Annotated in this window: 18 protein-coding genes; all 18 read left to right on the plus strand. The window is 50.5% G+C overall.

Going from position 1 to position 26,382, the window contains the following annotated elements:
• Positions 1-231: 231 nt before the first annotated feature.
• Positions 232-1,182: an alpha/beta hydrolase gene (locus PGX44_RS03735; RefSeq protein WP_498854310.1), complete on the plus strand. Its 951-nt coding sequence runs from the start codon at positions 232-234 to the stop codon at positions 1,180-1,182.
• A gap of 122 nt (positions 1,183-1,304) precedes the next feature.
• Positions 1,305-3,584: an adenosylcobalamin-dependent ribonucleoside-diphosphate reductase gene (locus tag PGX44_RS03740; RefSeq protein WP_498854311.1), complete on the plus strand. Its 2,280-nt coding sequence runs from the start codon at positions 1,305-1,307 to the stop codon at positions 3,582-3,584.
• Positions 3,585-3,969: 385 nt separating this feature from the next.
• Entirely contained in the window at positions 3,970-5,043 is a 1,074-nt protein-coding gene (gene serC / locus PGX44_RS03745; RefSeq protein WP_498854312.1) for a 3-phosphoserine/phosphohydroxythreonine transaminase, read from the plus strand.
• 36 nt (positions 5,044-5,079) lie between these two features.
• Positions 5,080-6,672 carry a phosphoglycerate dehydrogenase gene (serA, locus tag PGX44_RS03750; protein ID WP_498854313.1) on the plus strand — a complete coding sequence of 531 codons (1,593 nt, stop codon included), beginning with the start codon at positions 5,080-5,082 and terminating at the stop codon, positions 6,670-6,672.
• Between the two features lie 11 nt (positions 6,673-6,683).
• A complete protein-coding gene (locus tag PGX44_RS03755) occupies positions 6,684-7,328 on the plus strand; it encodes a histidine phosphatase family protein (RefSeq protein ID WP_498854314.1) in 645 nt (214 codons plus the stop codon).
• A 45-nt stretch (positions 7,329-7,373) separates the two neighbouring features.
• Entirely contained in the window at positions 7,374-8,657 is a 1,284-nt protein-coding gene (serS, locus tag PGX44_RS03760) for a serine--tRNA ligase (protein WP_498854315.1), read from the plus strand.
• 255 nt (positions 8,658-8,912) lie between these two features.
• Entirely contained in the window at positions 8,913-10,175 is a 1,263-nt protein-coding gene (gene murA, locus PGX44_RS03765; protein WP_498854316.1) for a UDP-N-acetylglucosamine 1-carboxyvinyltransferase, read from the plus strand.
• Positions 10,168-11,241: a rod shape-determining protein gene (locus tag PGX44_RS03770; protein WP_498854317.1), complete on the plus strand. Its 1,074-nt coding sequence runs from the start codon at positions 10,168-10,170 to the stop codon at positions 11,239-11,241. Before murA ends, PGX44_RS03770 begins: the two co-directional genes overlap by 8 nt.
• A 30-nt stretch (positions 11,242-11,271) precedes the next feature.
• The gene (locus tag PGX44_RS03775; RefSeq protein WP_498854407.1) at positions 11,272-11,559 is read left to right on the plus strand and encodes a biotin/lipoyl-containing protein; all 288 of its coding nucleotides are present in this window, start codon (positions 11,272-11,274) and stop codon (positions 11,557-11,559) included.
• A 10-nt stretch (positions 11,560-11,569) separates the two neighbouring features.
• Positions 11,570-13,537 carry a SpoIVB peptidase S55 domain-containing protein gene (locus PGX44_RS03780; RefSeq protein ID WP_498854318.1) on the plus strand — a complete coding sequence of 656 codons (1,968 nt, stop codon included), beginning with the start codon at positions 11,570-11,572 and terminating at the stop codon, positions 13,535-13,537.
• A 270-nt stretch (positions 13,538-13,807) separates the two neighbouring features.
• Positions 13,808-14,563 (plus strand): MlaE family ABC transporter permease, encoded by a 756-nt coding sequence (locus tag PGX44_RS03785; protein ID WP_498854408.1) that lies wholly within the window; start codon positions 13,808-13,810, stop codon positions 14,561-14,563.
• Positions 14,564-14,573: 10 nt separating this feature from the next.
• Complete coding sequence (locus PGX44_RS03790; RefSeq protein WP_289001104.1) at positions 14,574-15,326, plus strand: ABC transporter ATP-binding protein; 753 nt, start codon at positions 14,574-14,576, stop codon at positions 15,324-15,326.
• Positions 15,323-16,567, plus strand: coding sequence for an MlaD family protein (locus tag PGX44_RS03795; protein ID WP_498854319.1), 1,245 nt, complete (start codon positions 15,323-15,325; stop codon positions 16,565-16,567). Before PGX44_RS03790 ends, PGX44_RS03795 begins: the two co-directional genes overlap by 4 nt.
• A gap of 47 nt (positions 16,568-16,614) precedes the next feature.
• Positions 16,615-18,240, plus strand: a complete 1,626-nt coding sequence (locus PGX44_RS03800) for a TolC family protein (RefSeq protein WP_498854320.1) — start codon at positions 16,615-16,617, stop codon at positions 18,238-18,240.
• A 146-nt stretch (positions 18,241-18,386) separates the two neighbouring features.
• Positions 18,387-22,682, plus strand: a complete 4,296-nt coding sequence (locus tag PGX44_RS03805) for a translocation/assembly module TamB domain-containing protein (RefSeq protein WP_498854321.1) — start codon at positions 18,387-18,389, stop codon at positions 22,680-22,682.
• 12 nt (positions 22,683-22,694) lie between these two features.
• Entirely contained in the window at positions 22,695-23,327 is a 633-nt protein-coding gene (locus PGX44_RS03810) for a sigma-70 family RNA polymerase sigma factor (protein WP_498854322.1), read from the plus strand.
• A gap of 145 nt (positions 23,328-23,472) precedes the next feature.
• A complete protein-coding gene (locus PGX44_RS03815) occupies positions 23,473-24,060 on the plus strand; it encodes a hypothetical protein (protein ID WP_498854323.1) in 588 nt (195 codons plus the stop codon).
• Between the two features lie 14 nt (positions 24,061-24,074).
• Entirely contained in the window at positions 24,075-26,381 is a 2,307-nt protein-coding gene (locus PGX44_RS03820; RefSeq protein WP_498854324.1) for a BamA/OMP85 family outer membrane protein, read from the plus strand.
• The last annotated feature ends 1 nt before the right edge of the window (position 26,382 follow it).

Below are 26,382 nucleotides of genomic sequence, written 5' to 3' on the forward strand. Positions count from 1 at the left end.
AACTCTAGAAAAGCAGTTTTTATGGGGAAAGGGGTTTTATGCCTATTTTGCAGTAATTTCCTGCTTATTACCTCAAGATGCAAATAAAAAGAGGATGTGGACAAAATGATTTCTCATTTTGTCACATCCCCTTTCTTTTTTTTGACTTAGACTCGGCTCTAAGGTATATGATAAAGGTAATGCTCCCTCAAAAGAGGGCAGAACTATACAGGTGAGAAGGGGAAAGACCATATGCTGCATTATTTTTTTAAAGGACTCCTACGCGTCGTCGTGCTGCTCCTGCTGTTATGTACAGCCGTCGGCGCCTATATTGGTAACACGGCCTATCATGAGTTTCGTGAAGCGCCGTGGGATGAAATCTTAGGCATTAAAAATAATACGAAACAGCAGCTGACGTATATACGGACGCTGGAAAAGGAACGCGACTGGGAGCCGGTCCGTGTTAACGGACAAGACGGCACGATTTTGCGGGGCACGTACATTCCGAGTCCCAGTCATTCCCACAAGACGGTGATCTTGTTGCATGGCTTATATCAAAACCGCTCGATGTGCCTTCCGTACGTACCTATGTACAGGAATCTGGGCTATAACGTGCTTCTCGTCGATTTACGCGGCCACGGCGACAGTGAAGGCGCCCATACGGATTGGGGCCTTTCGGAAGTAACGGACCTGCAAAAATGGGTACAATGGCTGGAAAGGAAAGACGGCCAGTCGATTATTGGCCTGCATGGTGTCTCCTTGGGGGCTGCAATGGCCCTTTTGTATGCCGGTTCTGATAGGGACGGCCATCTTTCCTTCGTCGTTGCCGATAGCTCCTATGGCAATATCATTGCCTTGGGCCGGGAGAAACTATTGCATTGGACAGGAGATCAGCGCCTCGTTCTGGGGTATAATCTACTCGATCCGTTTTTTCAGGCCGCCATGTTCGTACATACGCACGAGCTGGTAGCAAATATAGAACCGGCTCAGGCCGTTCGCTTTATTCATGTGCCGGTACTCTTTTTGCATGGCAGTGAAGATCAGTTGGTGCCGGAAAAGACGGCCCACAGTTTATACGATAACTGTGGCAGCCAGAAAAAATACATCCACATTTTCCAGTCCTCGCCTCATGCAGCCGGCATTGAAACGGACCGTGCTGACTATGTCCGGACCGTATCTCATTTCCTTGAAGAGAACGTATGATGCTTGACGTACGGGGTCCTGGCTGGTATCATAGAATCTGCCAGTACTACTATATATAGTATGTGCACTCATAATAAATAACAATATATTTGAATTCATGGAATGCATACGAAGGAGGACCTATGGACGAAAAGGAATGGCTCGGCGAGGGCAACCAGCTGGGTATGGACATTTGGAAAAATAAATATCGCGATAACGAGGAAACCTTTGAAGACTGGATCGGCCGGGTCAGCGGCCATGACGAAGAAGTAGCTGACTTATTACGGCAGCAGAAGTTTTTGTTTGGCGGCCGCATTCTGGCCAACCGGGGTCTTGAATACGAAGGGAAAAAGATTACCCTGTCGAATTGCTATGTCATGACACCACCGGAAGACAATATCGAAAGTATCTTTGACCGGGCCGGTAAGCTAGCCCGTACTTATAGCTATGGTGGTGGCTGTGGCATCGATATTTCCCGCCTCAGTCCTAAAGGCGCGCGCATTAATAATGCAGCCAAGGAAACGAGTGGCTCCATTTCCTTTATGACACTCTATTCCCTAGTTACGGAATTGATCGGACAAAATGGCCGGCGCGGTGCCCTCATGATTTCTATTGACTGTAGTCATCCTGATGTATTGGATTTCATTAAGTTAAAAACGGACCTCAATAAGGTGACAAAGGCTAACATTTCCGTCCGCCTGAGCAATGAATTTATGCAGGCCGTCAAGGAGCATAAGGAATTTCGTCTTCATTATACGCGGCAGGAAACAGGCCAGACCATTGAAACGCTGGTCAAGGCTGCCGATGTGTTTCATCTGTTGGCAGAAACCAACTGGGATTATGCCGAACCGGGTGCCCTCTTTTGGGATCGCATCTGTTCGTGGAACCTCCTGGCTAATACGAAGGAATTTACCTTTGCCGGCGTGAACCCTTGTGCAGAAGAACCGTTGCCGGCCGGTGGTTCGTGCCTTTTAGGTAGTATGAACCTGACACAATTTGTCACGCACCCCTTTACGCCGGAAGCGGCCTTTGATTTTGATGAATTCAAGCGCTGCGTAACGATTGGTGTACGGGCCTTAAATGACGTCCTCGATGAAGGCCTGCCGCTTCATCCGCTGCAGGAACAACGGGACAGCGTTAAAAAATGGCGCCAGATCGGCTTGGGCATTATGGGCCTGGGCGATATGCTCCTCAAACTGGGACTGACCTATGGCAGTGAAGAAGCAATTGCCTTCTGTCATGAACTGGGCTTTACCATGGCCGATACAGCTATTGCAGCTTCGGCTATGCTGGCAAAGGAACGGGGCGCATACGAAATGTGCCATGTAGATGAAATCATGCAGACGCCGTATTTTGAAGCGAATACGACAGAAAAGACGGCAGAACTGGTCCGCCAGTATGGCCTGCGCAACTCCCAGCTTCTGACCATTGCACCGACAGGTACGCTTTCGACGATGCTCGGTATTTCCGGCGGTATCGAACCGATTTATGCCAACTTCTATGAACGCAAAACGGAATCACTCCACGCTGCCGATGTCTATTATAAAGTCTATACACCTATCGTAGCGGAATATATGAAGAAACATGAGCTGACTGATGACTCGCAGCTGCCGCCGTATTTCGTGACGGCCCTGACGTTGCCGTATCAGAAGCGCCTGGCCATGCAGGGCGCATGGCAGCAGCACATTGATGCGTCCATCAGTTCGACGGTCAATGTACCGAATAGTTTTACTGTAGAAGACACGGAAGCTCTCTATATGCTGGCCTATGAAAACGGCTGTAAAGGCGTTACGCTTTTCCGCGATGGCTGTAAGCGTGCAGGCATCCTTTCCACTCATACGCAGGAAGAAGCAGCCGTACCGATTGCCGGCGAAGGCCTGGCCCGCGGTGAAATCGTGGCTATCGATGACGACGTTATCGGGAAAAAGCGTAAGCTCGTAACAGGCTGTGGCAGCCTGCATTGCATGGCTTTCTTTGACACAGAAACAGGGGCTCTCCTGGAAACCTATCTGAGCAAAGGCTCGACCGGTGGCTGCAACAACTTCATGATCGGTCTGTCGCGCATGATTTCTATCAGTGCCCGCGCCGGTATCGACATTTATACGATTATCGACCAGCTGAATTCGACGGGGAATTGCCCGAGCTATTCTGTCCGCCGGGCTACGCGTGGCGATACGAGCCGTGGTTCCTGTTGTCCTATGGCAGTAGGCAACGTACTCCTCGATATGTACAATGAAGTACAAGAAGAACTGCACCATAAAACGAGTGGTACGAAGAAAGCTGTACGCGTGAAACCGGCGAAGCCCCGGGCAACGGATAAGGTGAAGGCAGAAAATATCTTTTGCCCCCAGTGCGGTGAACCGCTTGTCTTTGAAGGCGGCTGCAATACGTGCAAAAATTGTGGCTGGAGCAAATGCTATTGATGTAAAGAAACCGTTAAAGCCTCTTGACAAGGCCAGAGTGCATGCTATAATATACTCAATTTCATAGATGTGATGATGGAGAAGCAAGTTACAAGGCTTATCAGAGAGCTATCGGCTGGTGTGAGATAGTAAGCGTGTAAGGCGTTCCGCTCCGGAGCGGCAAATGATGAATTTGACGGGTCCCGCCCGATACAGCGGCAAGAGTTGGCTGTATGGCAAGTTGGGTGGCAACGCGGGAATATATACTCTCGTCCCTTTTTTGGGGGACGGGAGTATTTTTGTTTTCCGGCCGGGCAGCAAATTGGGTGGTACCGCGAGAAGGAGAAGCTCGTCCCAAGAGAGAAGCTTCTCCTTTTTTATATCTATCACTAATGGGGGGATTTTCATGGCAAGAGTATTCAATTTTAATGCCGGTCCGTCGGCTATGCCGCTGCCGGTATTGCAACAGGTACAGGCTGAGTTTTTGGATTTTGATCACACAGGTATGAGTATTGTGGAAATCAGTCACCGTAGTGCAGCCTATCAGAAGATGCAGGACGACACCGTAGCCGTATTACGCCGGCTCATGCAGATTCCCGATGACTATCACGTCATCTTTATGCAGGGCGGCGGCAGTATGCAGTTCCTCATGCATGGCGCCAATTTCCTCAAACACCGCGGTGGCTATCTGAATACGGGAATTTGGTCTGATAAGGCTATGAAGGCGGCTTCCTATTATGGAGAAGTGTACGAAGTGGCTTCGAGTAAAGCCGATCATTTTTCGTATATCCCCAAGGAAGATACATTTATGGTCAAGCCGGATACGGATTATATTTACATGACGAGCAATAATACGGTTCATGGGACGCAGTGGCAGACCTTTCCGCATGTAGATGTGCCTCTCTTTTGCGATATGTCCAGCGATTTCCTGTCCCGCCCGGTCGCTGTGGCGAACTTTGATTTCATCTATGCAGGCGTGCAGAAAAATGTGGGCCCGGCCGGTGTCGTCGTTGGCATCATTAAGGATTCTCTCTTAAAGCAGGTGCGGGAAGGACTGCCGGATATGCTATCGTATCGTACCTTTGCCGATCACGATTCGACCTATAATACACCGCCGGTCTTTTGCATTTATTTTGTCAATCGTGTAGCCCATTGGCTGGAAGAGCAAGGCGGTCTGACGGCAATAGAAGCACGCAATGCGAAAAAGGCCGCGCTTTTGTATGACTGCATTGACGGCAGTGACGGATTTTATCGTGGTCATGCAGCTAAGGATTCGCGCAGTGTCATGAATGTGACCTTCAACCTGCCGACGCCGGAGCTGGAAGCAAAATTCGTAGCCGAAGCGACGGCGCGCGATCTCATCGGTATTAAGGGCCATCGTTCTTTAGGCGGCTGCAGGGCCTCAATTTACAACGCCGTAACAGAAGAAGCCTGCCAGGCCCTGGCAGATTTTATGAATGAATTTAAGAAAAAACAATAAGCAATCAGGGGTATTTCCAAGAGGAGGACATGCAGCATGAAAATTTTAGTTAGCGATGATGTGTCGGAAAAAGGTGTAGAAGTACTGCGTGCGCAGGGGTACGACGTAGATGTAAAAATCAATCTCAATGAAGACGATTTGATTGCCTGCATCGGTGAATATGACGGCTTGGTAACGCGGTCCATGACGCATGTAACGGAAGCAGTTATCAATGCAGGAAAAAAATTAAAGGTAATCGGCCGTGCCGGTGTAGGTGTAGACAGCATTGATATTAAAACGGCTACAGCCAAGGGGATTATCGTCGTCAATGCGCCTACGGCAAATACGGTAGCAGCGACTGAACATACCTGTGCCATGATCATGGCCATTACGCGCCACATTCCGCAGGCCCATAATTCGCTTATGGCCGGAGAATGGGACCGCGAACGGTTTACAGGTATTCAGCTGCAGAATAAGACCATTGGCATTATCGGTGTCGGCCGTATCGGCTCACGCATTGCCAAACGCATGCAGGCTATGGAAATGCGCACCATCGGTTATGATCCGTATATTCCGGAAGAACGGGGCAAACAGCTGGGCGTAGAATTGGTTGATCTCGATACGTTGTTGCGGGAATCCGATTATATTACGATGCATACGCCACTGACCAAAGAAACACGCGGCATGATCGGCGCAGCCGAAATTGCCAAGATGAAAGACAGCGTACGGGTCATCAACGTGTCCCGCGGTGCGGTTCTTGATATCAACGCGTTAGCCGATGCATTAAAGAGCGGCCACGTAGCCGGTGCAGCTATTGACGTATTCCCGACGGAACCGCTGACCAAAGACATCAATCCCTTCCTCGATATGGACAATGTCGTCATTACACCGCACTTGGGTGCTTCCACGAAGGAAGCCCAGATTGGCGTATCTGTCGACGTTGCCGAAGGCGTCATTGCTGCCTTGAATGGAGAACCGGTGCCGACGGCTGTCAATATGGCACCGCTGCCGGCCAATGTCTACCGCACGATTCAGCCGTACTTCGATCTCATGGAACGCATGGGGATCATCGGCGTTTACCTCTCGGAAGGCCCTATGAAAGAAATTTGTGTAGAATATACAGGTGCCTTAGCACAGACAGAAACGGGCCTCTTGACGACGGCAGTTCTGAAAGGCGCGTTAAACCCTATCCTGCAGGAATCGGTTAACTTCGTCAATGCACCGGAAGTGGCCCGCTCCCGTCATATTTCTGTCAAAGAAGTACACAGCCAGGACCAGGGCTATTTGTCGGATGCCGTTACCGTGACGATCCGGACGAGTAAAGGGGAACACTCCCTCGTGGGCACTCTCTTCAACCGGACAGAAGCGAAGATCGTACAGATCGACGAATACCGCCTGGACTTTACGCCGGAAGGCTATTTGCTCCTGGCGCCGCATATCGATCAGCCTAACATGATCGGCCAGATTTCAACTATTCTGGGACAGGCCCATATTAATATTACAGGCATGCAGCTGGCGAAGATGACGCAGGCCGGTACGAATATTATGGCTATTGCCGTACAGGATGATATTCCGAACGACATCATGCTGAAACTGCGCGGCATTGAAGGCATTATTGACATGAAACTGATTCACTGCGAAACACATTGAGGAGGCAGGCTATGGTACGGATTATATTAGTGCGTCATGGTGAAACAGAATGGAATATTGAAGGACGCTATCAGGGGCAGGAAGATACGCATCTCAGTCCGCGCGGCCTCGAACAGGGACGGCTTCTGGCCCAGGGCCTGAAGGACATTCCCTTCGATGTCTGTGTATCGAGCCCGCTGGAACGGTCTTTTCAAACCTGCTCCTTCTGTGCCGGCCTGCACCATTTGCCTGTCGAAACGGATGACCGCCTGCTTGAAATCAATCACGGCGTCTGGGAAGGCTGCCTGGCAGATGAAATTCAGCAGCAGTATCCTGTCGAATTTGCTCTCTGGCATAGTGAGCCACAGCGGGTCACCATGCCCGGCGCGGGCGGGGAAAGTCTGGAAGATGTACGCCGCCGCGTGCGCGCTGCCTTTGATGATTACGCTGTCCGCTTTGCCGGCAAGACAGTCCTCGTAGCGGCTCATGATGCGGTTAACAAGGCGATTATCTGCGATCTTCTCGGTCTCGATATGAGCCACTTCTGGCAAATCAAACAGGACAATACGTGTATCAATGTGCTGGAAGAACAGGACGGCAAATGGCGTCTCGTATTACTGAACTCGACAAATCACATGGGTTATTTGTACAGCGGTATTGAACAAAAGGGTCTATAGTGTATATAATGTAACAGGTATTATGTACAGGAAGGATGAGAAAACATGTTAGATACAAAATTTATCCGCGAACATGCAGATGAAGTAAAAGAAAACATCAAGAACCGCCATGCAAAAGCAGACGTAGATCGGTTTATTGCTCTCGACGAAAAGCGCCGGGAATTGTTGCAGCGCGTAGAAGCGATGAAGAATGAACGCAACACGGTAACGAAGGAAATCAGCCGGTTAAAGAGAAATAAAGAAAATGCTGATGACAAGATTGCTGCCATGAAAAAGCTGGGCGATGACATCGACAGCCTGGACAAGGAAGTCAAAGAAATTGAAAAGGATATGCTCGCTATTCAGCTCATGATTCCAAACATGTGCCATCCGTCTGTTCCGCTGGGGGAAGATGACAGCCAGAATCCGGAAGTACGCAACTGGGGCGAACGCAAAAACTATGACTTCCAGCCGCTTAACCATTGGGAAATCGGTGAAAATCTTGGTATTCTCGATTCGGAACGGGCTGCCAAAGTTACGGGTGCACGCTTCTACTATTACATCGGTGCCGGTGCCAGATTGGAACGGGCCGTATATAATTTCATGCTCGACCGTCATACGGAACACGATGGCTATACAGAAGTCATTCCCCCGTATATCGTCAACCGTGATTCGATGACCGGTACGGGCCAGCTGCCGAAATTCTATGAAGATATGTATCGTCTTAACGTAGAAGGCGAAGAAATGTACATGATTCCGACGGCAGAAGTTCCGTTGACGAACTACTATCGCGGTGAAATCATCGATGGCAGCAAGCTGCCTGTATACTTTACGGCGCTGACGCCGTGTTTCCGTGCCGAAGCAGGTTCTGCCGGCCGTGATACGCGCGGCCTCATCCGCCAGCACCAGTTCCATAAAGTCGAAATGGTAAAATACACGACACCGGAAACGAGCTATGATGAACTGGAAAAACTGACCCATGATGCCGAAGGAATCTTACAGGAACTGGGCCTGCCTTATCACGTCGTCACGCTTTGCACCGGAGACATTGGTTTTTCGGCTGCCAAAACCTACGATATCGAAGTGTGGTTCCCGGCACAGGGGAAATACCGTGAAATCTCTTCGTGCTCTAATACGGAAGATTTCCAGGCACGTCGTGCTAATATCCGCTTCCGCCGTACGCCGAAGGAAAAACCGGAATACGTGCATACCCTGAATGGCTCCGGCCTTGCTGTAGGCCGTACCGTCGCTGCCATCCTGGAAAATTACCAGCAGGCTGACGGTTCTGTCCTCGTACCGGAAGCATTGCGTCCGTATATGCATTGCGACGTCATTACCAAACAAAAATAAGGCTAGTGTATGCTTGATTCGTCGCCCGGCAGCGAACGCGGAAGTTCCTGCCGGGCGAATTATGTCCAGGCGTGCCCGCTGCCGGTGCGAGGAAGGGCAGATTGTTACTTTTTTAAACAAAAAGGTGAGACTCTTTCAGATTTGCGCCTTTTATGGTACAATGACTTGATAGCAAAGATACAAAAGATTGATAAACTTGGCTTTGCTTTGTTTATCAGAACTATACATTCGCAATCTATTTAGGAGGCACCAGAATTGGAGAAGCTTGTTATTCGTGGTGGAAAGCCCTTGGAAGGTACTGTTCGTGTCAGCGGAGCAAAGAATGCTGTGCTGCCCATTATTGTAGCATCTATGCTGGGAACAACGGAAAGTGTCTTGACGGAAATTCCCAAGTTGGATGATGTTCATACTGTATGTGAGGTCATTTCGTCCTTAGGCGTACATATTTCCCAGCCTGAAGAAGGCACACTGGTTATTGATGCCAGCCAGTTAACATCGACAGCGGCACCGTATGACCTGGTTCGCCGCATGCGCGCATCCTTTTTGGTCATGGGGCCTCTTTTAGCCCGTAAAGGCAGAGCTAAGATTTCCCTGCCTGGTGGCTGCTCTATTGGCGCTCGGCCTATTGATTTACACCTCAAGGCGTTTGAAGCCATGGGGGCTGTCATTCATCTGGAAAATGGCGACATTGAAGCTTCCGTCGAAGGCGGTCTCAAGGGCGCACAGATTTATTTGGATTTTCCCAGCGTCGGCGCGACAGAAAACGTCCTCATGGCAGCTTCGCTGGCAGAAGGAAAAACCGTCCTGGAAAATGCCGCAGAAGAACCGGAAATCGTGGACCTGGCTACGTATTTAAATAGCATGGGTGCCAATATTCGTGGTGCCGGCACTAATGTTATCCGGATTGAAGGTGTAAAAGAACTGTATGGTGCAACCCATGCTGTTATTCCCGATCGTATCGAAGCCGGGACCTTTATGGTCGGTGCCGCTATGACCGGCGGTAACGTCTATGTAGAAAATGCCCTGTCGGAACACTTAAAACCGCTCGTCGCCAAGTTAAAGGAAGTAGGAGCTACCGTTGAAGAAGACATTGATGGTATCCGCGTCATTGGCCACAAGCCGCTGCGTCCGGCCGATATTAAGACCTTGCCCTATCCCGGTTTTCCAACGGATATGCAGGCGCAGTTCATGGCTTTGACGACAATCTGCGAAGGTACCAGCGTCATTACGGAAACGGTATTTGAAAACCGCTTCATGCACGTTGATGAATTCAAGCGGATGGGTGCCAAGATCCGCATTGAAGGACGCAGTGCTATCGTGGAAGGCGTGGCCAAGCTGAAAGGGGCAGACGTCAATGCTACGGATTTACGGGCTGGTGCCGCTCTGGTGCTGGCTGGCCTCGTAGCAGAGGGAAAGACAAAGGTTGGCTATCTATATCATATAGACCGTGGTTACGATAACCTGGTCCAAAAGCTACAAAGGTTAGGTGCAGACATTGTTCGGGTCAATATTGACTAAAAAAAAGAAAAATCAGAATGTGCCGCCGGCCCAGAATGCACATGGTTCATTTCTGCCCCATTGGTTTGGCAGTGATATTGCCATTGATCTGGGCACGACCAACATCATTGTATATGTAAAAAAACGTGGTATTGTGGTTAATGAACCGGCTGTTATCGCGTTAGATACGAACAGCCATCAGGTCATCGCCGTCGGCAGGGAAGCGCAGGCCATGCTGGGGCGGACGCCGCAGCATATCCACGCCTATCATCCCTTGAGCCGTGGTGTCATTGCTGATTATGATGCCACCGAGTATATGCTGCGCTATTTTATCCGCAAGGCTATTGGCAAAGCGCTGCTTTTTAAGCCGCGGGTTATTATTTGTGTACCCTCCGGGGCGACGAATGTAGAAAAGCGGGCTGTGATTGAAGCGGCGATGCAGGCCGGTGCCCGCAAAACCGTCGTCATGGAGGAACCGCTGGCAGCTGCTATTGGCGCCGGCCTGGATATTGCCAGCTCCAACGGGTCTATGGTCGTCGATATGGGCGGAGGAACGACAGATGTAGCCGTACTCAGCCTGAGTGGTATCGTCATCAGTGAGTCCCTGCGTATTGGCAGTAATACGTTCGACGAAGCGATTATCCGCTATCTGGAAAAGATAAAACACGTTACCATTGGCCAGCGGACGGCAGAAGAGCTGAAAATCCTCATCGGCACGGCGTTGCCCGATGGCCGCCAGCTGACGGCAGATGTACGGGGCCGCAGTACCGAAACGGGGTTGCCGGCTATGGTCGATATTGACTCACAGGAAATCCGCAGGGCCTTGTCGGAACCGATTGAAGCTATTTTGCGCACCATCCTTACGATTTTGGAAAAAACACCGCCTGAACTGGCTGCAGATATTGCCGATCACGGCATTATCCTGACCGGCGGCGGCCTCTTGCTCGACGGTATGGATCGTCTGATTTCCCAGACGACAGGCATGGCCGCGTATCTTTGCGATGATCCCTTGCTGTGCGTTGCCAATGGGGCCGGCAAGTCACTCAATGAAATCAGCCGGTTAAAAGATAGTTTTGATGATTTGTAATCTGTAAAGGAGTGATACATCATGATGTCCATGAAAAAGAAAGTCCTTACGCTGGCAGCGATGGTTGCTGCCCTGGCAGCTTCTTCGGTTATGGCCGCAGATGTGTCGTATACATCTGTCCTGAGCGGTAAGGTAGACAGTGTCGTTCCCGTAGGAACCGCCGTTGCCGAAGGCGACGTACTGCTTACCGTAGAATCCCTGGCCGGTCCTATGCCGGCAGCCCGGGCGAATAGCAGTGGTACTGTCAAATCAGTCACGATTCAGCCTGGGTCGGCAGTCACACAGGGCACTGTCGTAGTTGTTGTGGAAACGAAATAAGAAGGAGCTTATGAGACGATTACGTACGTGGCGGCACGCAGTAAAGGCTTTATGTGCAGCAGTCCTTTGCTGCGCCGTCTCTTTTACCGCATATGCGGAACAATTTATGTCAGTCCGCGATGTCCAGCCGGGTATGACGGGCTATGCTAAGACGGTAACCCAGGGAACGACGATGGAAACCTTTCCTGTAGAAATTCTGGGCGTCATGAAGAATAGCGGCCCTTCCGGTGATCTCGTTCTGGCCCGGTTCTCCGGACCTTTGATCGAACGCACAGGCGGGATTGCCCAGGGGATGAGCGGCAGCCCGGTCTACATAAATGGGAAACTCTTGGGCGCCGTAGCGTACGGCTGGTCTTTTACGAATTCTAAGGTAGGTATGATAACGCCTATTGAAGATATGGTCAAACTCTGGAATGTACCCGTAAAGGAAGAAATCCGGCCCTTTAATGCCCGTGAATCGTCACTTATTCCGGTTGATACACCGCTCATGGCCAGCGGCTTTGACACGCTTTCCATGAACTGGATGAAGGAAAAGCTGCCACAATATAAGTTTCTGCCTGTAGATACGGCGACGGCTGCCTCCGATAGTCAGGCTCAGCCGTTAGAAGCGGGCAGTTCCGTAGCTGCGGCCTTTGTCAATGGGGATTTGAAGCTGGGTGCTATTGGCACGGTTACCTATGTGGATCACGATCATATCGTAGCCTTTGGCCATCCCTTCCTCAAGAAGGGGAGTATTAATTACTTCATGCACAATGCGTATATCTTCACGATCGTCAATAATATGGAAAGCTCTTTCAAACTTGGCTCTATCGGGGCTGAAATTGGCCGTATCGATCAGGACCGGGGCGCTGGGATTGCCGGCAATTATTCCCTGGCACCGGGCATCCCTGTCGTCATGGATGTACGCGATCAGGATACGGGAGCCCATAATATTAAACGCGTTAAAATCATTGAAGATAACGAAATGACGCCAGTTCTGGCGGCAACGTCTGTCTATAATACAGTTAATAAGACGATTGACCGTTTAGGCGGCGGTACGGCGACAATCGAGTATACGATTCGTTCGGCCAACGGCCGCGATAAGGATATTACGCGGCATAACATGTATTATTCGGAAAATAATGTCAATGAAAAGAGCATCGATGAACTGTATAATGTGCTTGATATCCTGAAGCATAATGAATTCATTGATTACCCTGTTCTCGACATTACATCTACTACGTCTATTTCCCAGGCACAAAAAACGGCACGTATTACGGAGGCTATGGCAGCTCCGGTCGTAGCCAGCCCGGGCGATACGATTTATTTCAAAGTCACGCTTCATCCCTATCGTGGAGCCGATGAAGTAAAGGCGATGACCTTTACGGTTCCCAAAGACCAGCCTTTAGGCGACATGGTACTGGAAGTACGTGGTGGCGGAGTCATTCCCTTGCCGTATCTGATCGAACGGCAGCGCTACAACCTGACAGACGAAATCATTGAACGCCTGCGTCATTATAAAGATTTTGATGAGCTGAAGAAAGCGATCGAAAAAGAAGACGCCAACAACGACCTGGTCATTGAAGTCCTCGATCAGAACATCAGCATGATTGACGATGGGAAAACAAAGACGTCTAAGGTAAAACTCCAGGCTAAAGAAGCGCAGGAATCGCCGAAGGATGTACTGAAACCGAAAAAGAATGGTCTCCATGACGATACGGATAAGGACGATCAAAAATCATCCATTCCGACGCCGTACATCGTTAAGGGCGACGGCCAGCTGACTATCAAGATTGTCACACCGGAAAAGCGTGATCGTTTCCTGGCAGCACACCATACGCTGCAGTCGGCAAAAGCGGTTATCAGCGCCGAAGACGATGATACAGCAGATACGGCTGACCAGACAGACAAGAAGGATACGGACAACCAATCTGATGCCGGCAAGAATCAGAAAGAAAAGCCCTCGCAAGATAAAAAGAACATATTTGGCCTATACTAGGCTACCAGACAGCAGCTGTGTTATGTGACCATACGCAGCTGCTGTTTTACCGTACGCCGTGGTTCTGTGAGTCTGACCGGCTGCGTCAGGGGTTCAATCTTGATATTTAAGGGATAACATGGTATTATCTTATTTGTAGAAAACTGAAAAGGAGTTCTGAGCTTTCTTACAGTTTTATAACAATTTATTGCCAGTGTTTTGCATACCTGTTGTATTAATGGTATAGTAACAGTACATACGCAGGGAAAAGGGGGTGTGTCTGTGCTGGGAATGTTGGAACACGTAGGTGCGTTTACGTTACATATCTTCGAAAAGGTTGGCGTATTGGCCCTCCTGTTTCTACAGACGGTGCGCCAGTTGCCCAAAATTCAACGACGCCTGACCATTGCCCAGATGGCGCACCTTGGTGTTAATTCGCTGCCTATTGTCAGCCTCACCTTGCTTTTTGCCGGTATGGTTATGACCTTACAGATCGTCGATATTCTCCTGCGTTATGGGGCACAGTCGACCTTAGGCGGGATTATGTCCATCGCTATGGGGCGCGAACTGGGTCCTATTCTCACGGGTGTTGTCGTTGCCGGCCGTGTAGGCGCAGCCATGACAGCTGAAATCGGCACGATGAAGGTGACAGAGCAAATTGATGCCTTGCGCTGCATGGCCGTCAACCCCGTTGCCTATCTCGTCGTACCACGCTTCGTCGCCTGTGTCTGCATGGTGCCGCTTTTGGCTTTCTACGGCTATATTATCGGTACGGCCGGTGGCGATGCTGTGGCTACCTTGAGCGCGGGCCTGACTCATTTCACGTATATGAATTCCATTGAAATGTTTACGGACGTTTCAGATGTCGTATATGGCCTGATTAAAGCCATGTTCTTTGGCGGCATTATTGCCTTAGTCGCTTGTCACGAAGGCATGAATGCCAAGAGTGGTGCTGAAGGGGTTGGCCAGGCTACAACCCGTTCGGTTGTTACGTCTATTATTTTTATCTTTATCTGTAATTATCTCTTGTCCCTTATCTTATATTAGGAGTGCTGCTATGATTAGTCTGCAGGATATCACGGTAGCCTATGGATCGCGGGTTATCCTGAACCACATCAATCTCGATATTCATACAGGTGAAACCCTCGCTATTCTAGGTGCCAGCGGTTCTGGTAAAAGTACCATTTTACGGCTCATCATAGGCCTGCAAAAGCCGACGAGCGGCAAAATCTTTGTCGATGGCCAGGATATCCTTGCACTGGATGAGGACCAAATGGACCAGGTGCGGCTGCACATGGGGATGGTCTTCCAATATTCGGCCTTGTTTGATTCCATGAGCGTTGGCGAGAATGTGGCCTTTGGCCTGCGGCAGCACACAAAAAAGAGTGAAGCAGAAATACGCGAAATCGTACACAATAAGCTTCATCTCGTCGGTCTCGATAATGTGGAAGCCATGATGCCTAACAACCTGTCAGGCGGCATGAAAAAGAGAGTCAGCCTGGCCCGGGCCATTGCCCTGGAGCCACAAGTAATCCTGTATGACGAACCGACAGCCGGTCTGGATCCGTTGCGTAGCATGGATATAAACCATCTGATTGTTAATACACAGCGCCAGCTCCATACGACGTCTGTCGTCGTGACGCATGATATGGAGTCGGCTTTTTATGTAGCCGACAGGCTGGCGTATTTGGAAGAGGGTGAATTCCGGCTGATCGCCGATAAAGAAACGTTCCGTTCGACGACGGATGCACAGGTGCAGCGGTTTATTCATGGCAGTACAGACTGGCAGGAGGGAGGGAATACTACATGAAATGGAGTGCAGAAGCAAAAGTAGGGCTGGTAACGATTGTTGGCGTGCTGATTTTTACGTATGTAGTCATTACCCTGGCTCATGCAGAAATATTTGGTAAACCGGGCTATGAAATTCACGCTATGTTCCGCGATGCTAATGGCCTGCAAAAGGGCAATTCTGTCCGTTATGTAGGTGTACACGTAGGCAAGGTCGTCAGCGTCAGTCCCTCGAAGGATGGCGTGGACGTAGCCATGAAAATTGATAAGGGAACCGAAATTCCCAAGGGCTCCAAGCTGGCTATCACGACAGATGGCCTATTGGGCGAAAAAATTGTTTCTATTACGCCGGGCGCTGATTCTACGCAGGTAGTAGCTGCAGGTGAATATTTGAACGGCAGCGATGGCAAGACCATGGATGATATGATGGAAAGTACAGGGAAGCTCATTGCCAATGCTAACGACATGATCAATAATATCAATAATGTCATTGGGCACCCTGAAACGCAGCAGGCTATGCGCGGTACGATTCAGAACATCGAAGGTATGACCGGCCGGGTAAACGGTCTCATGGATGCCAATGCCGGCAATATTCAGTCCATGACTGCCCATATGGCGGCAGTTACGGCGTCTCTTGATGAAACGGCAGCCCAGTTAGCGGCCATGAACCGTGACGGCGCCATTTCTGATGACGTCCGGGCGACGGCAGAGAATATGAAGCAAATTACAGACAGCTTTGAAAAGACAGCTTTAGCAGTAGAAAAGATTACGACAGATGAACAGAGCCAGGCTGATCTGCAGCAGACGTTGCACAATACGGCTTCCATCTCCGGCCGCCTGAATAAAATTCTCGGTGGCGATACGGGTTTGAAGACCGAAGGAGATGCGGCTATTCTGCACAATGATACAAAAGGTGAAACAGGTGCCCAGGTAAATTTTAAGTTGTACCGGAACAATAGCTTCGCTCTGTTAGGAGCTGAAAATATTGGTAACGGTACGAAAATGAACCTGCAGTATGGCAAAAAAGGGACTTTCCTTTCCGCCCGGGCCGGCCTGATCCGCGGCGAACTCGGTATGGGCCTCGACTTTTTTGAAGATAAGCCGTTCCGCCTTTCCCTGGAAGGCTACGATCCGGACGACTGGCGTTACCGCGTAAAAGCCAAGTATCGTCTGACCGATAATCTTTTCCTCTTTGGCCAATTTACAAGGCCTATGAACCGCAGCGATGGCGGTAATTATTATGGCATTGACTATGTCTTTTAGCCAGGACATTCTACAATATAGCAATCAGATCAATGGGGGTACCCGCAATGAACAAGGACATGTATAAAAAACTTATTGCAGCAGTGATGATTACAACGTTGGGCACAATATCTGCCGTTGCGGCAGCTGCGCCGGCCAAGGCTACGGTTGTTCCCGTAGATTTAAGTGATACGTCACAGAAGAGTGCATCTGTAGAAAGTGAATTACAACAGCTTTCGACGGAAAAGGCGCAAAAGGAAGCGGCTCGCCCGGCACCGGCTGTGGCCCCGGCGGCTGCGACAACAGCAGCTACTGTGCCTGATGTGCCACCGGCTTTGCGCGAACAGCTGGCGCAGCAGATTGCCGAAGATATGCAAAAGAGCGCTCAGCGTGCAGCAGCCAGACATGAGGCCGATCCGGTCATCGTCGTCGGCCGTGTCGGTGCTGATGAAACGGTGGATTTGACCCTGCCGAAGACCATTCAAATGGCACTCGATTACAACCGTGACATCAAGATGGCCCGCTATGCCCTGCATAGCACGGATTTTGCTATTGATGAAGCCCGTGCCGGCAAGATGCCGACCATCGGCTATACGTGGAGCGGTTCCCGCACAGGCGGCAGTGTCAAAGATGTAGCCAACGCATTTGGCAACTCTTTCAGTGTTTCTATTCCCCTCTATACAGGCGGGCGCGTAGAAAATGAAATTGCCAATGCCAAGCTCGGCAAGGTCAATGCCCAGGAAGAAATGCTGCGTGTCGAACAGGCGACAAAGCTTTCGGCTGTAGAAGGGTACTTTGGCCTCTTAGCCTATGAAGAATTGCAGGATGTATACCACGAATCGGTAAGCAACCTGGAAGGGCACGTAAAGAACGTTACGGCCCAGTATAATGTAGGCACCGTTGCCAAGCTCGATGTCCTTACATCTGATGTTTCCCTGGCTAATGCAAAGACTACGGCTGTTACAGCAGATACGAACGTAGCCGTAGCGGAAGCAAATCTGAATAATATCCTCGGCCTGCCCTTACAGACCAAACTAGTCCTCTCTGATCATCGCCTGCCCTTTGACTCGTACGATATTTCCCTGCAGGAAGCTATGGACTATGCCATGAAGTATCGTCCGGAAGTCCTCCAGGCGGCGCTGGCTGTACAGGAAGCAGAACGCAATATTGAAATTGCTAAAGCCGGTAACCGGCCGACGGTTAGTGTTGGTGCAGGCCGCGGCTACAGCGATACGACCTTCCCCGGCTGGGATGAACACAACTGGAGCATTACCGGTGGTGTGTCGTGGAGCCTCTGGGATGGTGGCGCGACGAATGCCAAAATCAAAGAAGCCCAGCTGACTCTCTTATCCCAGCGCGAAGCAGAGCAGAAGCAACGCGAAGCCGTACAGCTTGAAGTCAAGCAGGCTTATTTGAACCTGCGCAGTGCTGCCCAGCGTGTACTGGCTACTCAGACCTCTATCAATCAGGCCGAAGAAAGCTTCAAGATTGCCCGCGTCCGCTACCAGGCCGGCGTTGGTATCAACTTGGATGTCCTCGATGCCCGGCTCGCGTTGAACGAAGCTCAGACCAATCATATCCAGGCCCTGTACGATTACAACGTAGGTATTGCTACGCTGGAACAGGCTATGGGTGTTGACGTCCGTTCTGGTGTAGTACATCCGTCCATGACGGCAACTTCATATAGAGGCTGATTGTTACAGTTTGATGTAAATTTATAAATTGAAACAGTTTATTCGCTCATACTTCTTGATTTTAAAGTATAGCCTAGGTACAATGAAGGGAGAATTGTAATATGACAATTCTCTCTTCTTTTTCTATACAGAAAGGAGGTCCGCCGGTGAAAAAGAAATGGATTGTCTTCGGAGCGATTGTAGTCTTTTTATTTGCCGCGGCTTTCTCTCTCTGGCTGGAAAAACCGGTGCTCATGCAAAAACTGTCGGAAACGGTGACGGTAACTGCCGATGAAAAGCTAAACGGTACACTGCGTTTTAGCAGTATGGATGTTTCTCTTTCCGGCCGCGTGACGATTGCTGACCCGGTAGTTCGTGATACAGAGGGGCGCACTGTCCTTTCTGGTAAAGATATTACTGTTTTTATTAATCCTTGGAAAGTCCTGTCATCCCTATCGGGAGGGGAAATGGCGGCAGCCGTTGAAACGGTTGATATTCAGGCGCCTGTCGTCCATATTTGGCAAAATCAGGCAGACCAGACGTGGAACGTAGCCAATCTTGTTAAGAATACGGGCGATACGACAGATGCCGGCTTTCGCGGACGCATCCTTTTTCATGACGGTACCGTACGGCTGCAGTTGCCGGATGGTCCTACCCTCGTAGGTGAACAAGGCGAAGGTACGCTGGATTTCAGCTCCTACCCACGCCTCTATGCGGATGCGGCCTTATATCTGGATGGCGAAAAGGTTACTGCGTCAGGGCACTTTACGTCAGCCCGTGATTTTGACGTTCTCGTCAAAGGTGACGCTGTTAAGGCAGCGTACCTTTCCCCCTTTATTCCAGCTGATACGGATGTGACGATTACAGACGGCACCATTCGCGATATACGGGCACACTATGCCCAGACGCACAACGGCCGGACCCTGAGTGGTTCCGCGTCCGTCGAAGGTGGTGCCGGTACAGCCTATGGTATTGCTTGCACCGACGTCAAGGGTGATGTGCGCCTCACAACGGATACGGTCTATTTGGAAAAAGCCAGTGGTACCTTAAACGGCCAGCAGGTAGAGGCCAGCGGCCTCATCCGTATTAATACGGATACGCCTGTCTTCCAGCTCGATGTCACTGTACCGGGAGCCGATTTGTCTGCTTTTACAGCCTATCTGCCAGAAGGCCTTACAGGCAGTGTGGCCTTCAAAGGACGCTTGTGGGGTACGACAGATCAGCTTAGTGCTGCCGGGACTGTTAAGATACCGCAACTGGACTATAATGGTCTTTCCATTAGCAACGGGCAGGCGGATATCAGCTGTGCCGGTTCGGATATTGCTGTTACCCATGTGACGGCTGCTATAGCCGGCGGCAGTCTGACCGGCAGCGGCACGTATAATCGGGAAAGCAGTGACTTTCATGCAGACCTTCAGGCGGAGGGAATTCAATTGGAAGCTATTCCCCAGTTGCCTGTTTCTATGTTGGGCACGGTTAGTGCCACTTTGCAGGCTGCCGGGAATGTACAAAGCGGCCAGGTCACGGCTAAGGGCCAGGCTTCGGCAACAGGCCTTTCCTATAACGGCCTTGAAGCCGATACGGCTACGACAGATTTTGCCTATGCAGATGGTGTCATTTCCTTGAGCCAGCTTACAGCATCAGCCCAGGGCGGCACGGTGACGGCCAATGGGACCTATGATACGAAAAATAAGGACCTCAATGGTGTCTTTACGGCAAAAGATATACCCCTCTCGATGTTTGCAGGCTATGCAGCCGTGCCAATGAGTGGTACTATTTCTGCAGCCGGTCAGGTTTTTGGTACAGGTCCGGCCTGGAATGTCATTTTCCACGCAGCCAATGGCAGCATAAAAGATATGCCCTTCGACAGTCTCGACGGCTCCTTGTCGGGCACTGGCAGTCAGATTCAAATTCCTTCTGTCGTTTGGCGGTACAAGGATGGTACCCACCAGGCCAGCGGCCAAGTGAATCTGGACAGCCGCTCTTTACAGCTGCAGGTAACAACGCAGCATATGCGTCTGGAACGGCTTTTGCCGGCTCTGGGTAAAGGGGAGCTGCCGCTTACGGGCTGGGCAGATAATACGGTCTACGTGAGCGGTACGCTCGACAACCTGGCTGCGCACGGTTCCTTCCGTTTGTCCAATGGTTCGGCTTATGGTTACCTTTATAAAAATGTCAGCGCTGATTATACGCTTGCCAACAATACGATTTATTTGCAGAACGGGGATATTTCTGCTTACGACGCATCTGTCAAAGTAAGCGGCTCTGTGGGTGATCGTCTCAACTTGGACTTTGATGCCAGCAACTTGGATATTGCCCGTCTGGTACCGCAAAAAGGCCCGCAGCGGGCCGGCCTGGTTCATTTGAAGGCACATGTAGGCGGTACGCTGGACAGCCCGACCCTGAACGGTACGCTTCAGTCAGATCAGCTTACCTTCAACCAAACACTGCTCCAGGATGTCAAAGGGGAGGTTACCTATTACGGCGGTATTTTCCATTTGAATAATTTCCACTTTATGCAGAACGGCGGTTCGTATGATGCCAACGGCGGCTATAATCCGGCGAACGGCTGGATCATGGCCAGGGCGTCTGTCGCCTCCGGTGACCTGGCCAGCCTTCTGAAGCTGGCTGGGTATAAGGGCAATGCCGTACAGGGCCGGCTCGACGGGAATCTGTCTGTCGATGGTACAGCAGAAAAACCACGGGCCCATCTGACGGGACAGCTTACGCAAGGCTTTATTGGCAAAGAACCTATAGAACCGACGGATATTGATGTACAGTACGAAAATGATACGGTAAAAATCAATAAGCTGGCCCTCCAGGTCAGTGGCGGTATTTTGGCGGCCCAAGGAACGTATGCCCTCCACGGTCCGGTCAATATTCAGGTAGCTGGCCGTGGCTTCCCAACGAAGCTTCTGACGGAAATTACAGGCCGTACGGACATAGACCTTGACAGCAATGTCGACTTTGCTGTCACCCTGAGCGGTACCGGTGATGATCCGAATGCCGATGTATCCATTCAGCTCAACGGCGGCACGATGAAGGGCTTCTCTTTTACCAATGCCTATGCTCTCCTTAATATCCGCAACGGTATTATCAAGCTTTCCCAGGCGTATATTGCGAAGGACCCCTATAAGGTCAGTGCCTATGGTACGATTCCTATGGCTGCTATCAGCGGTGCACGGACGGATGAATCCATGGATGTTACGCTTAAACTCGATCATGCCAGCCTGGATCTCCTGACCTTCGTATCACCGCTTATTAAAACGGCGACGGGCAACCTGGAAGGGTCTCTGCAGGTAAAAGGGACGGCAGCAGCACCAGAAGTATACGGTACGGTCGGTGTGAAGGACGGCTCCGTATCTATTGAAGCCATGCAGTATCCGCTGTCACAGATTCAGGGCCAGGTTCAGTTTACAGGGACACAGGCAGCCCTTACGGCAGCAGCCGTCATGGACAAGAAAAATGCCAAAAATCCGGGCAACGTTCAGATTCAGGGCAATGCAGCCTGGAATGGCTGGGAATTAACACAGTATAGCGGCACGCTGAACCTCAATCATTTGAACGTCCAGTGCCCATACTTCAAGGGACCTCTGAATGGAGAAATGAAGCTTAGCGACGAAGATGGCTATCCGCTCCTTTCCGGTAAGATTACGTTGTCCCATACGGACCTTGATGTGCCACTCAGCTTGAGTTCCTCTGATAGCAGTATGGACCTGGGCCTCGACCTGACCATCGAAATGGGTGACGAAGTGCGCTTGTACAATCCGGCCTTATATGATATGACACTGACCGGATCTGCTAACTTCAGTGGTTCACTCATGCACCCCTACGCTTCCGGTGGTTTTGAAGCCATGAATGGCACGTTCCATTATCTCGATACGAATTTCCATCTGTCCAAGGCGAAAGCAACCTTTAACCAGCCCGATACGTTCCTGCCTTATGTCGATGTTGAAGGGGAAACGCGGGTAGGCCAGTACAATGTCCTCTTAAACCTGCGTGGGCCTGTAGAAAAGATGGATCTCATGCTGCGTTCGAATCCGCCGCTTACGAAAAATCAGATTATTTCGCTGATTACCCTGCGCAACAGCGGTGACAAGCAGAGCAGCTCCCTTACGGGGGAAGACGTCAATACGCTCATCGGCAGCGGTATCCGCATGACCTTAAACAGCTTAGGCATTACACAGACGCTGGAAAAGGCACTGCACTTGGATATGCTGACGGTAACAACGGGTTCGCTTGACTACGATGCCAAAACGGCAGATATTAATGATAACTACTATAATATAGAAATGGGCAAATACCTGTTCAATGATTTCATGGTTACGGCAGCCTTTGGCCTGAATCATCAGGATAACCGCATTGGCATGCAGTATAATTTGGGCAGTAAGTTTGGCCTGGCCGCCTGGAAATCCAGTGAAGGTGCGTATGTAGGCGGCGTCTATAAATACAGCTTTTACTAGGGAGGGAGATATATGCTGGAAGCGTATTTAAAAGAATTGCAACAGATAAAGCTCCTCTCCCCGGAAGAAGAAAAGGCTCTTTGGCGGGCTTATAAAGAAGAGGACGATCAGGAGAGCCGGCGGCGCCTCATTGAGCAGTACCAGCCACTCGTCTTTCGCGAAGCTATGCGCTGGCATATTCGTGAGGAATACCTGCAGGATGCCCTGCAGGAGGGAACGCTGGGCCTGATCGAGGCTGTAGAGCGGTACGATCATCGCCGCAATGTCGCTTTTTCCGTCTATGCGGTCCATCGTATACGCGGAGAAATCCTTGATTTTCTCAAGGAAGAAAACAGCCGCCTGGCTTTGTCTATCGACGAGCCCGATGAAAATGGCATACCCTTACGGGAGCAATTGCCAGCGGCCAGTGAAGATTTGGCCGAGCGTACAGGCCGGCAGCTGCTGTTTGAGCATGTAGCCCAAACATTGCAGCGTTTACCGGAAAAAGAGCAATTTGTCATGGAAGGTGTATACTTAAAAGATCAGGAGCAAAAAAATATTGCCCGCGACCTTTCTGTCAGCGTTCCCTATGTATATCGCCTGCAAAAACGAGGTATACGCCGCATTCGTGGTATGCTGAGCCGCTTTATTCATGACAGCAAATAAAAGGAAATGGGGGATAAAAGAATAAAAACTAGCGCAAATATGATAATATATGAGATAATAGGTATATTCTTTGGAAATAACAAGGGATAAGGGCAGATCTGTTTTTCCGATTGTAGAAACATAGCGGGAAAGGAGTTTCTGCCGTATGAGAAAATCAGATGAAGAAAAGGTGAAACGGGTCCGTTCTGCCAAGGCCTGGCTGGAGAAGGCAGAGGAATCCTTTGGCAAACAGTCGGACGTGCGCGGTGAGCTGAATTTGATGCTGGCAGAAGCCGAAATGAAGCAGATGCGCAAAAAAGAAAGACATTCCCGGGTCATACGCAAAGTAGCTGCTGCCGGTACGGCAGCCGTTATCGCCCTTGCCTGTTGGCAGCTAACGGGCTGGGAAAAAACGACAACTGTCCGGCCCTTGCCGGCCCCGGCGCCGGCAGCCTTGCAGGAACAGAAGGCCAAACCACCAGAGCCTGCTTCTTCAACACCGGCCCGGGCAGCTCCGCCACCGGTACAAGCGCTGCCAGCAGATACCGGGCCGGGCAGTGTGCCGGACACAACATCTGCTGCGCCACAAGCGGCAGGACAACAGCCTGATACAGCAGACTCTGGAACAACAGCACCAGCGCCTGTTGTACAACATACACAGCCCGTACAGGAAAAGGTTTTGACCGACAGCCAGGTACAAGCTGCCGTACAAGATGCGCGTCATAGTCTGCGCGGTACGGAAATAAAAAAATGACAACGGAGGATTTTATGATTACACGAAATAAAAAGCTTCTTCTCATGATGATTACAAGTGCCATGATGACCTGCCCAGCCTGGGCTGCCGATACGGCACAGACAGCAACAGGCTATGATGCGGCACCGGCAACGGTGGAAAAGAAGGCTACGGCAGCTCCTTTATCTGCCCAGGATCAGGCCAAACCGATGGCTATCAATACGGTAGTAACCAGTGCGAATACACCTGAAACCGAAGCAGCCATGAAAAATGCGCAATCCGGTCTGACGGGATACGAAACGGACGAAGAACTGGCGGCCATTGCCAGCGGCAAAAAGCCGGAAGACGTCCGTAAGACAGCGGAACAGGAACAGACCGAAAAAATTCAGCAGGCTGAACAGGAACGGAAACAGCAAGTCGCCAAATCGGTCATTAGCGGCAATACAGGCTATGAACAAGGGACTGTCGGCACAGAAGAAAGTGCCAAAGCAGAAGGCCTGCCGGGCGAAGCAGTACCTTATGTATCCGGCTTAGGCGATGTCCAGATTGATACTTCCATTCCCAAGTATCCCATGGCAGTGGTTCCCACGGGTCAGGAAGGTACGATGCCATATGGTAATGCCGTTACAGAAGCTGATATTGCTCCCTATCTGAATAAGGTCACGACGTCTGTCTCCATCAGCCCTGTACCAGATCCGGCCATTGAACAGCATCTCTTACCGCAACTGGCTATGCGTGTCGGCGATGCGGTAAATCTCGATTATATCCGCCATGACGTCAATGTCATCGGTGCCAGCGGCCTCTTTTCGACAGTACGGCCAACGCTGAATAACGTACCGGAAGGGGTTACGCTTAATTACACCGTCCAAATGAACCCCATCATCAACAGCGTCGAAATTACGGGCAATACGGTGTATAAGACAGATGTCCTGGCTAAGATGATTGATTATGTCCCGGGTTCTCCCCTCAACAGTACGCTTATCAGCAAGGATGTAGCCAACATTAACAATCTCTATGCAAAAGACGGTTACATGTACAGCCACGTTTCGAATGCTACCCTCGATGATAAAGGCGTCCTGCACCTGGCCATTGCTGAATGTCACTTGGAAGCTATTACCGTGCGCGGTAATACAAAGACTAAAACCCATGTCGTAACGCGTGAAGTACGTATGAAGCCGGGCGACGTATTCAACCGGGCTGCTGCCAGCCGTAGTATTGAACGTATTTATAATACGGGCTATTTTGAAGATATTAACGTACGTATGCTGCCGGGCAAAAAGAATGCCAATGACGTCATCATGGAAATCGACGTCGTCGAGGCCAAGACCGGCCAGGTGACCATTGGCGGCGGCTATTCCCAGTCCAATGGCCTCGTAGGCCTCTTGGGCCTGACGGAAACGAACCTGCGTGGTACCGGCGATAAGGCCAGCATCAACTGGGAATTCGGCGGCAATACAGATTCCAATAAGAACTATACCTTCTCGTACACCCATCCGTGGCTCAATGATCATGGTGATTCCATTGGCTTTAGCATCTTTGACCGCGAATACGAATACGATGATTATAACGAAAACGGCGATTCTGTTGCTGAATATGACCGTGAAACACGGGGCATGAACGTAACCTATGGCCGTGTCCGCAGCGAATACGTCAGCGATTATGTTACCCTCGAATCGAAAAAGACAAAATATAATGATCACGACAGTGGCTTCGATTATCGTGAAGATGCCAGCTATCCAGGCAACGACGGCTATGACTTCAAGGGCATGCACTATATGGATTACAACTTTGGCCGTACGAACAGCATGACCTGGGCCCACGTCTTCGATAACCGCGATAACGTCTACGATCCGACGCGCGGCAAGCGTCTGTCCTTTACCGGATCGGTGGCAGGCCACGGCTTAGGCGGCGATTTCGACTACTACAAATTTACTGTAGAAAATCGTCTCTATTACAAGGTAGGTCATTCCCATGTTATTGCCGTACGTCTCATGGGTGGTATTGCTACAGGCGATATGCCATACTCCGATCTCTTTACCCTCGGCGGTGCTGATACACTGCGTGGTTATGAAGATGATGAATTCCGCGGCGATAAGATGTATGCCGGTACAGTCGAATACCGGTATCCCATTGCCAAAAAGGTACAGGGCGTCTTCTTCGTCGATGCCGGTTCGGCTTGGGGCGGTACAGAACACGTGCCCTGGTACCATGACAATGAAGACCTCCACGTTTCGACCGGTCTTGGTTTCCGTATTACGACGCCGATCGGGCCTATCCGTCTCGACTATGGTTTTGGTGATGACGGTGGCAAATTCCACTTTAGCTTTGGCGGTAAGTTCTAAG

It is taken from the genome of Caecibacter sp. AF58-12pH5A (assembly GCF_027681725.1).
Taxonomy (GTDB): domain Bacteria; phylum Bacillota; class Negativicutes; order Veillonellales; family Megasphaeraceae; genus Megasphaera; species Megasphaera hominis.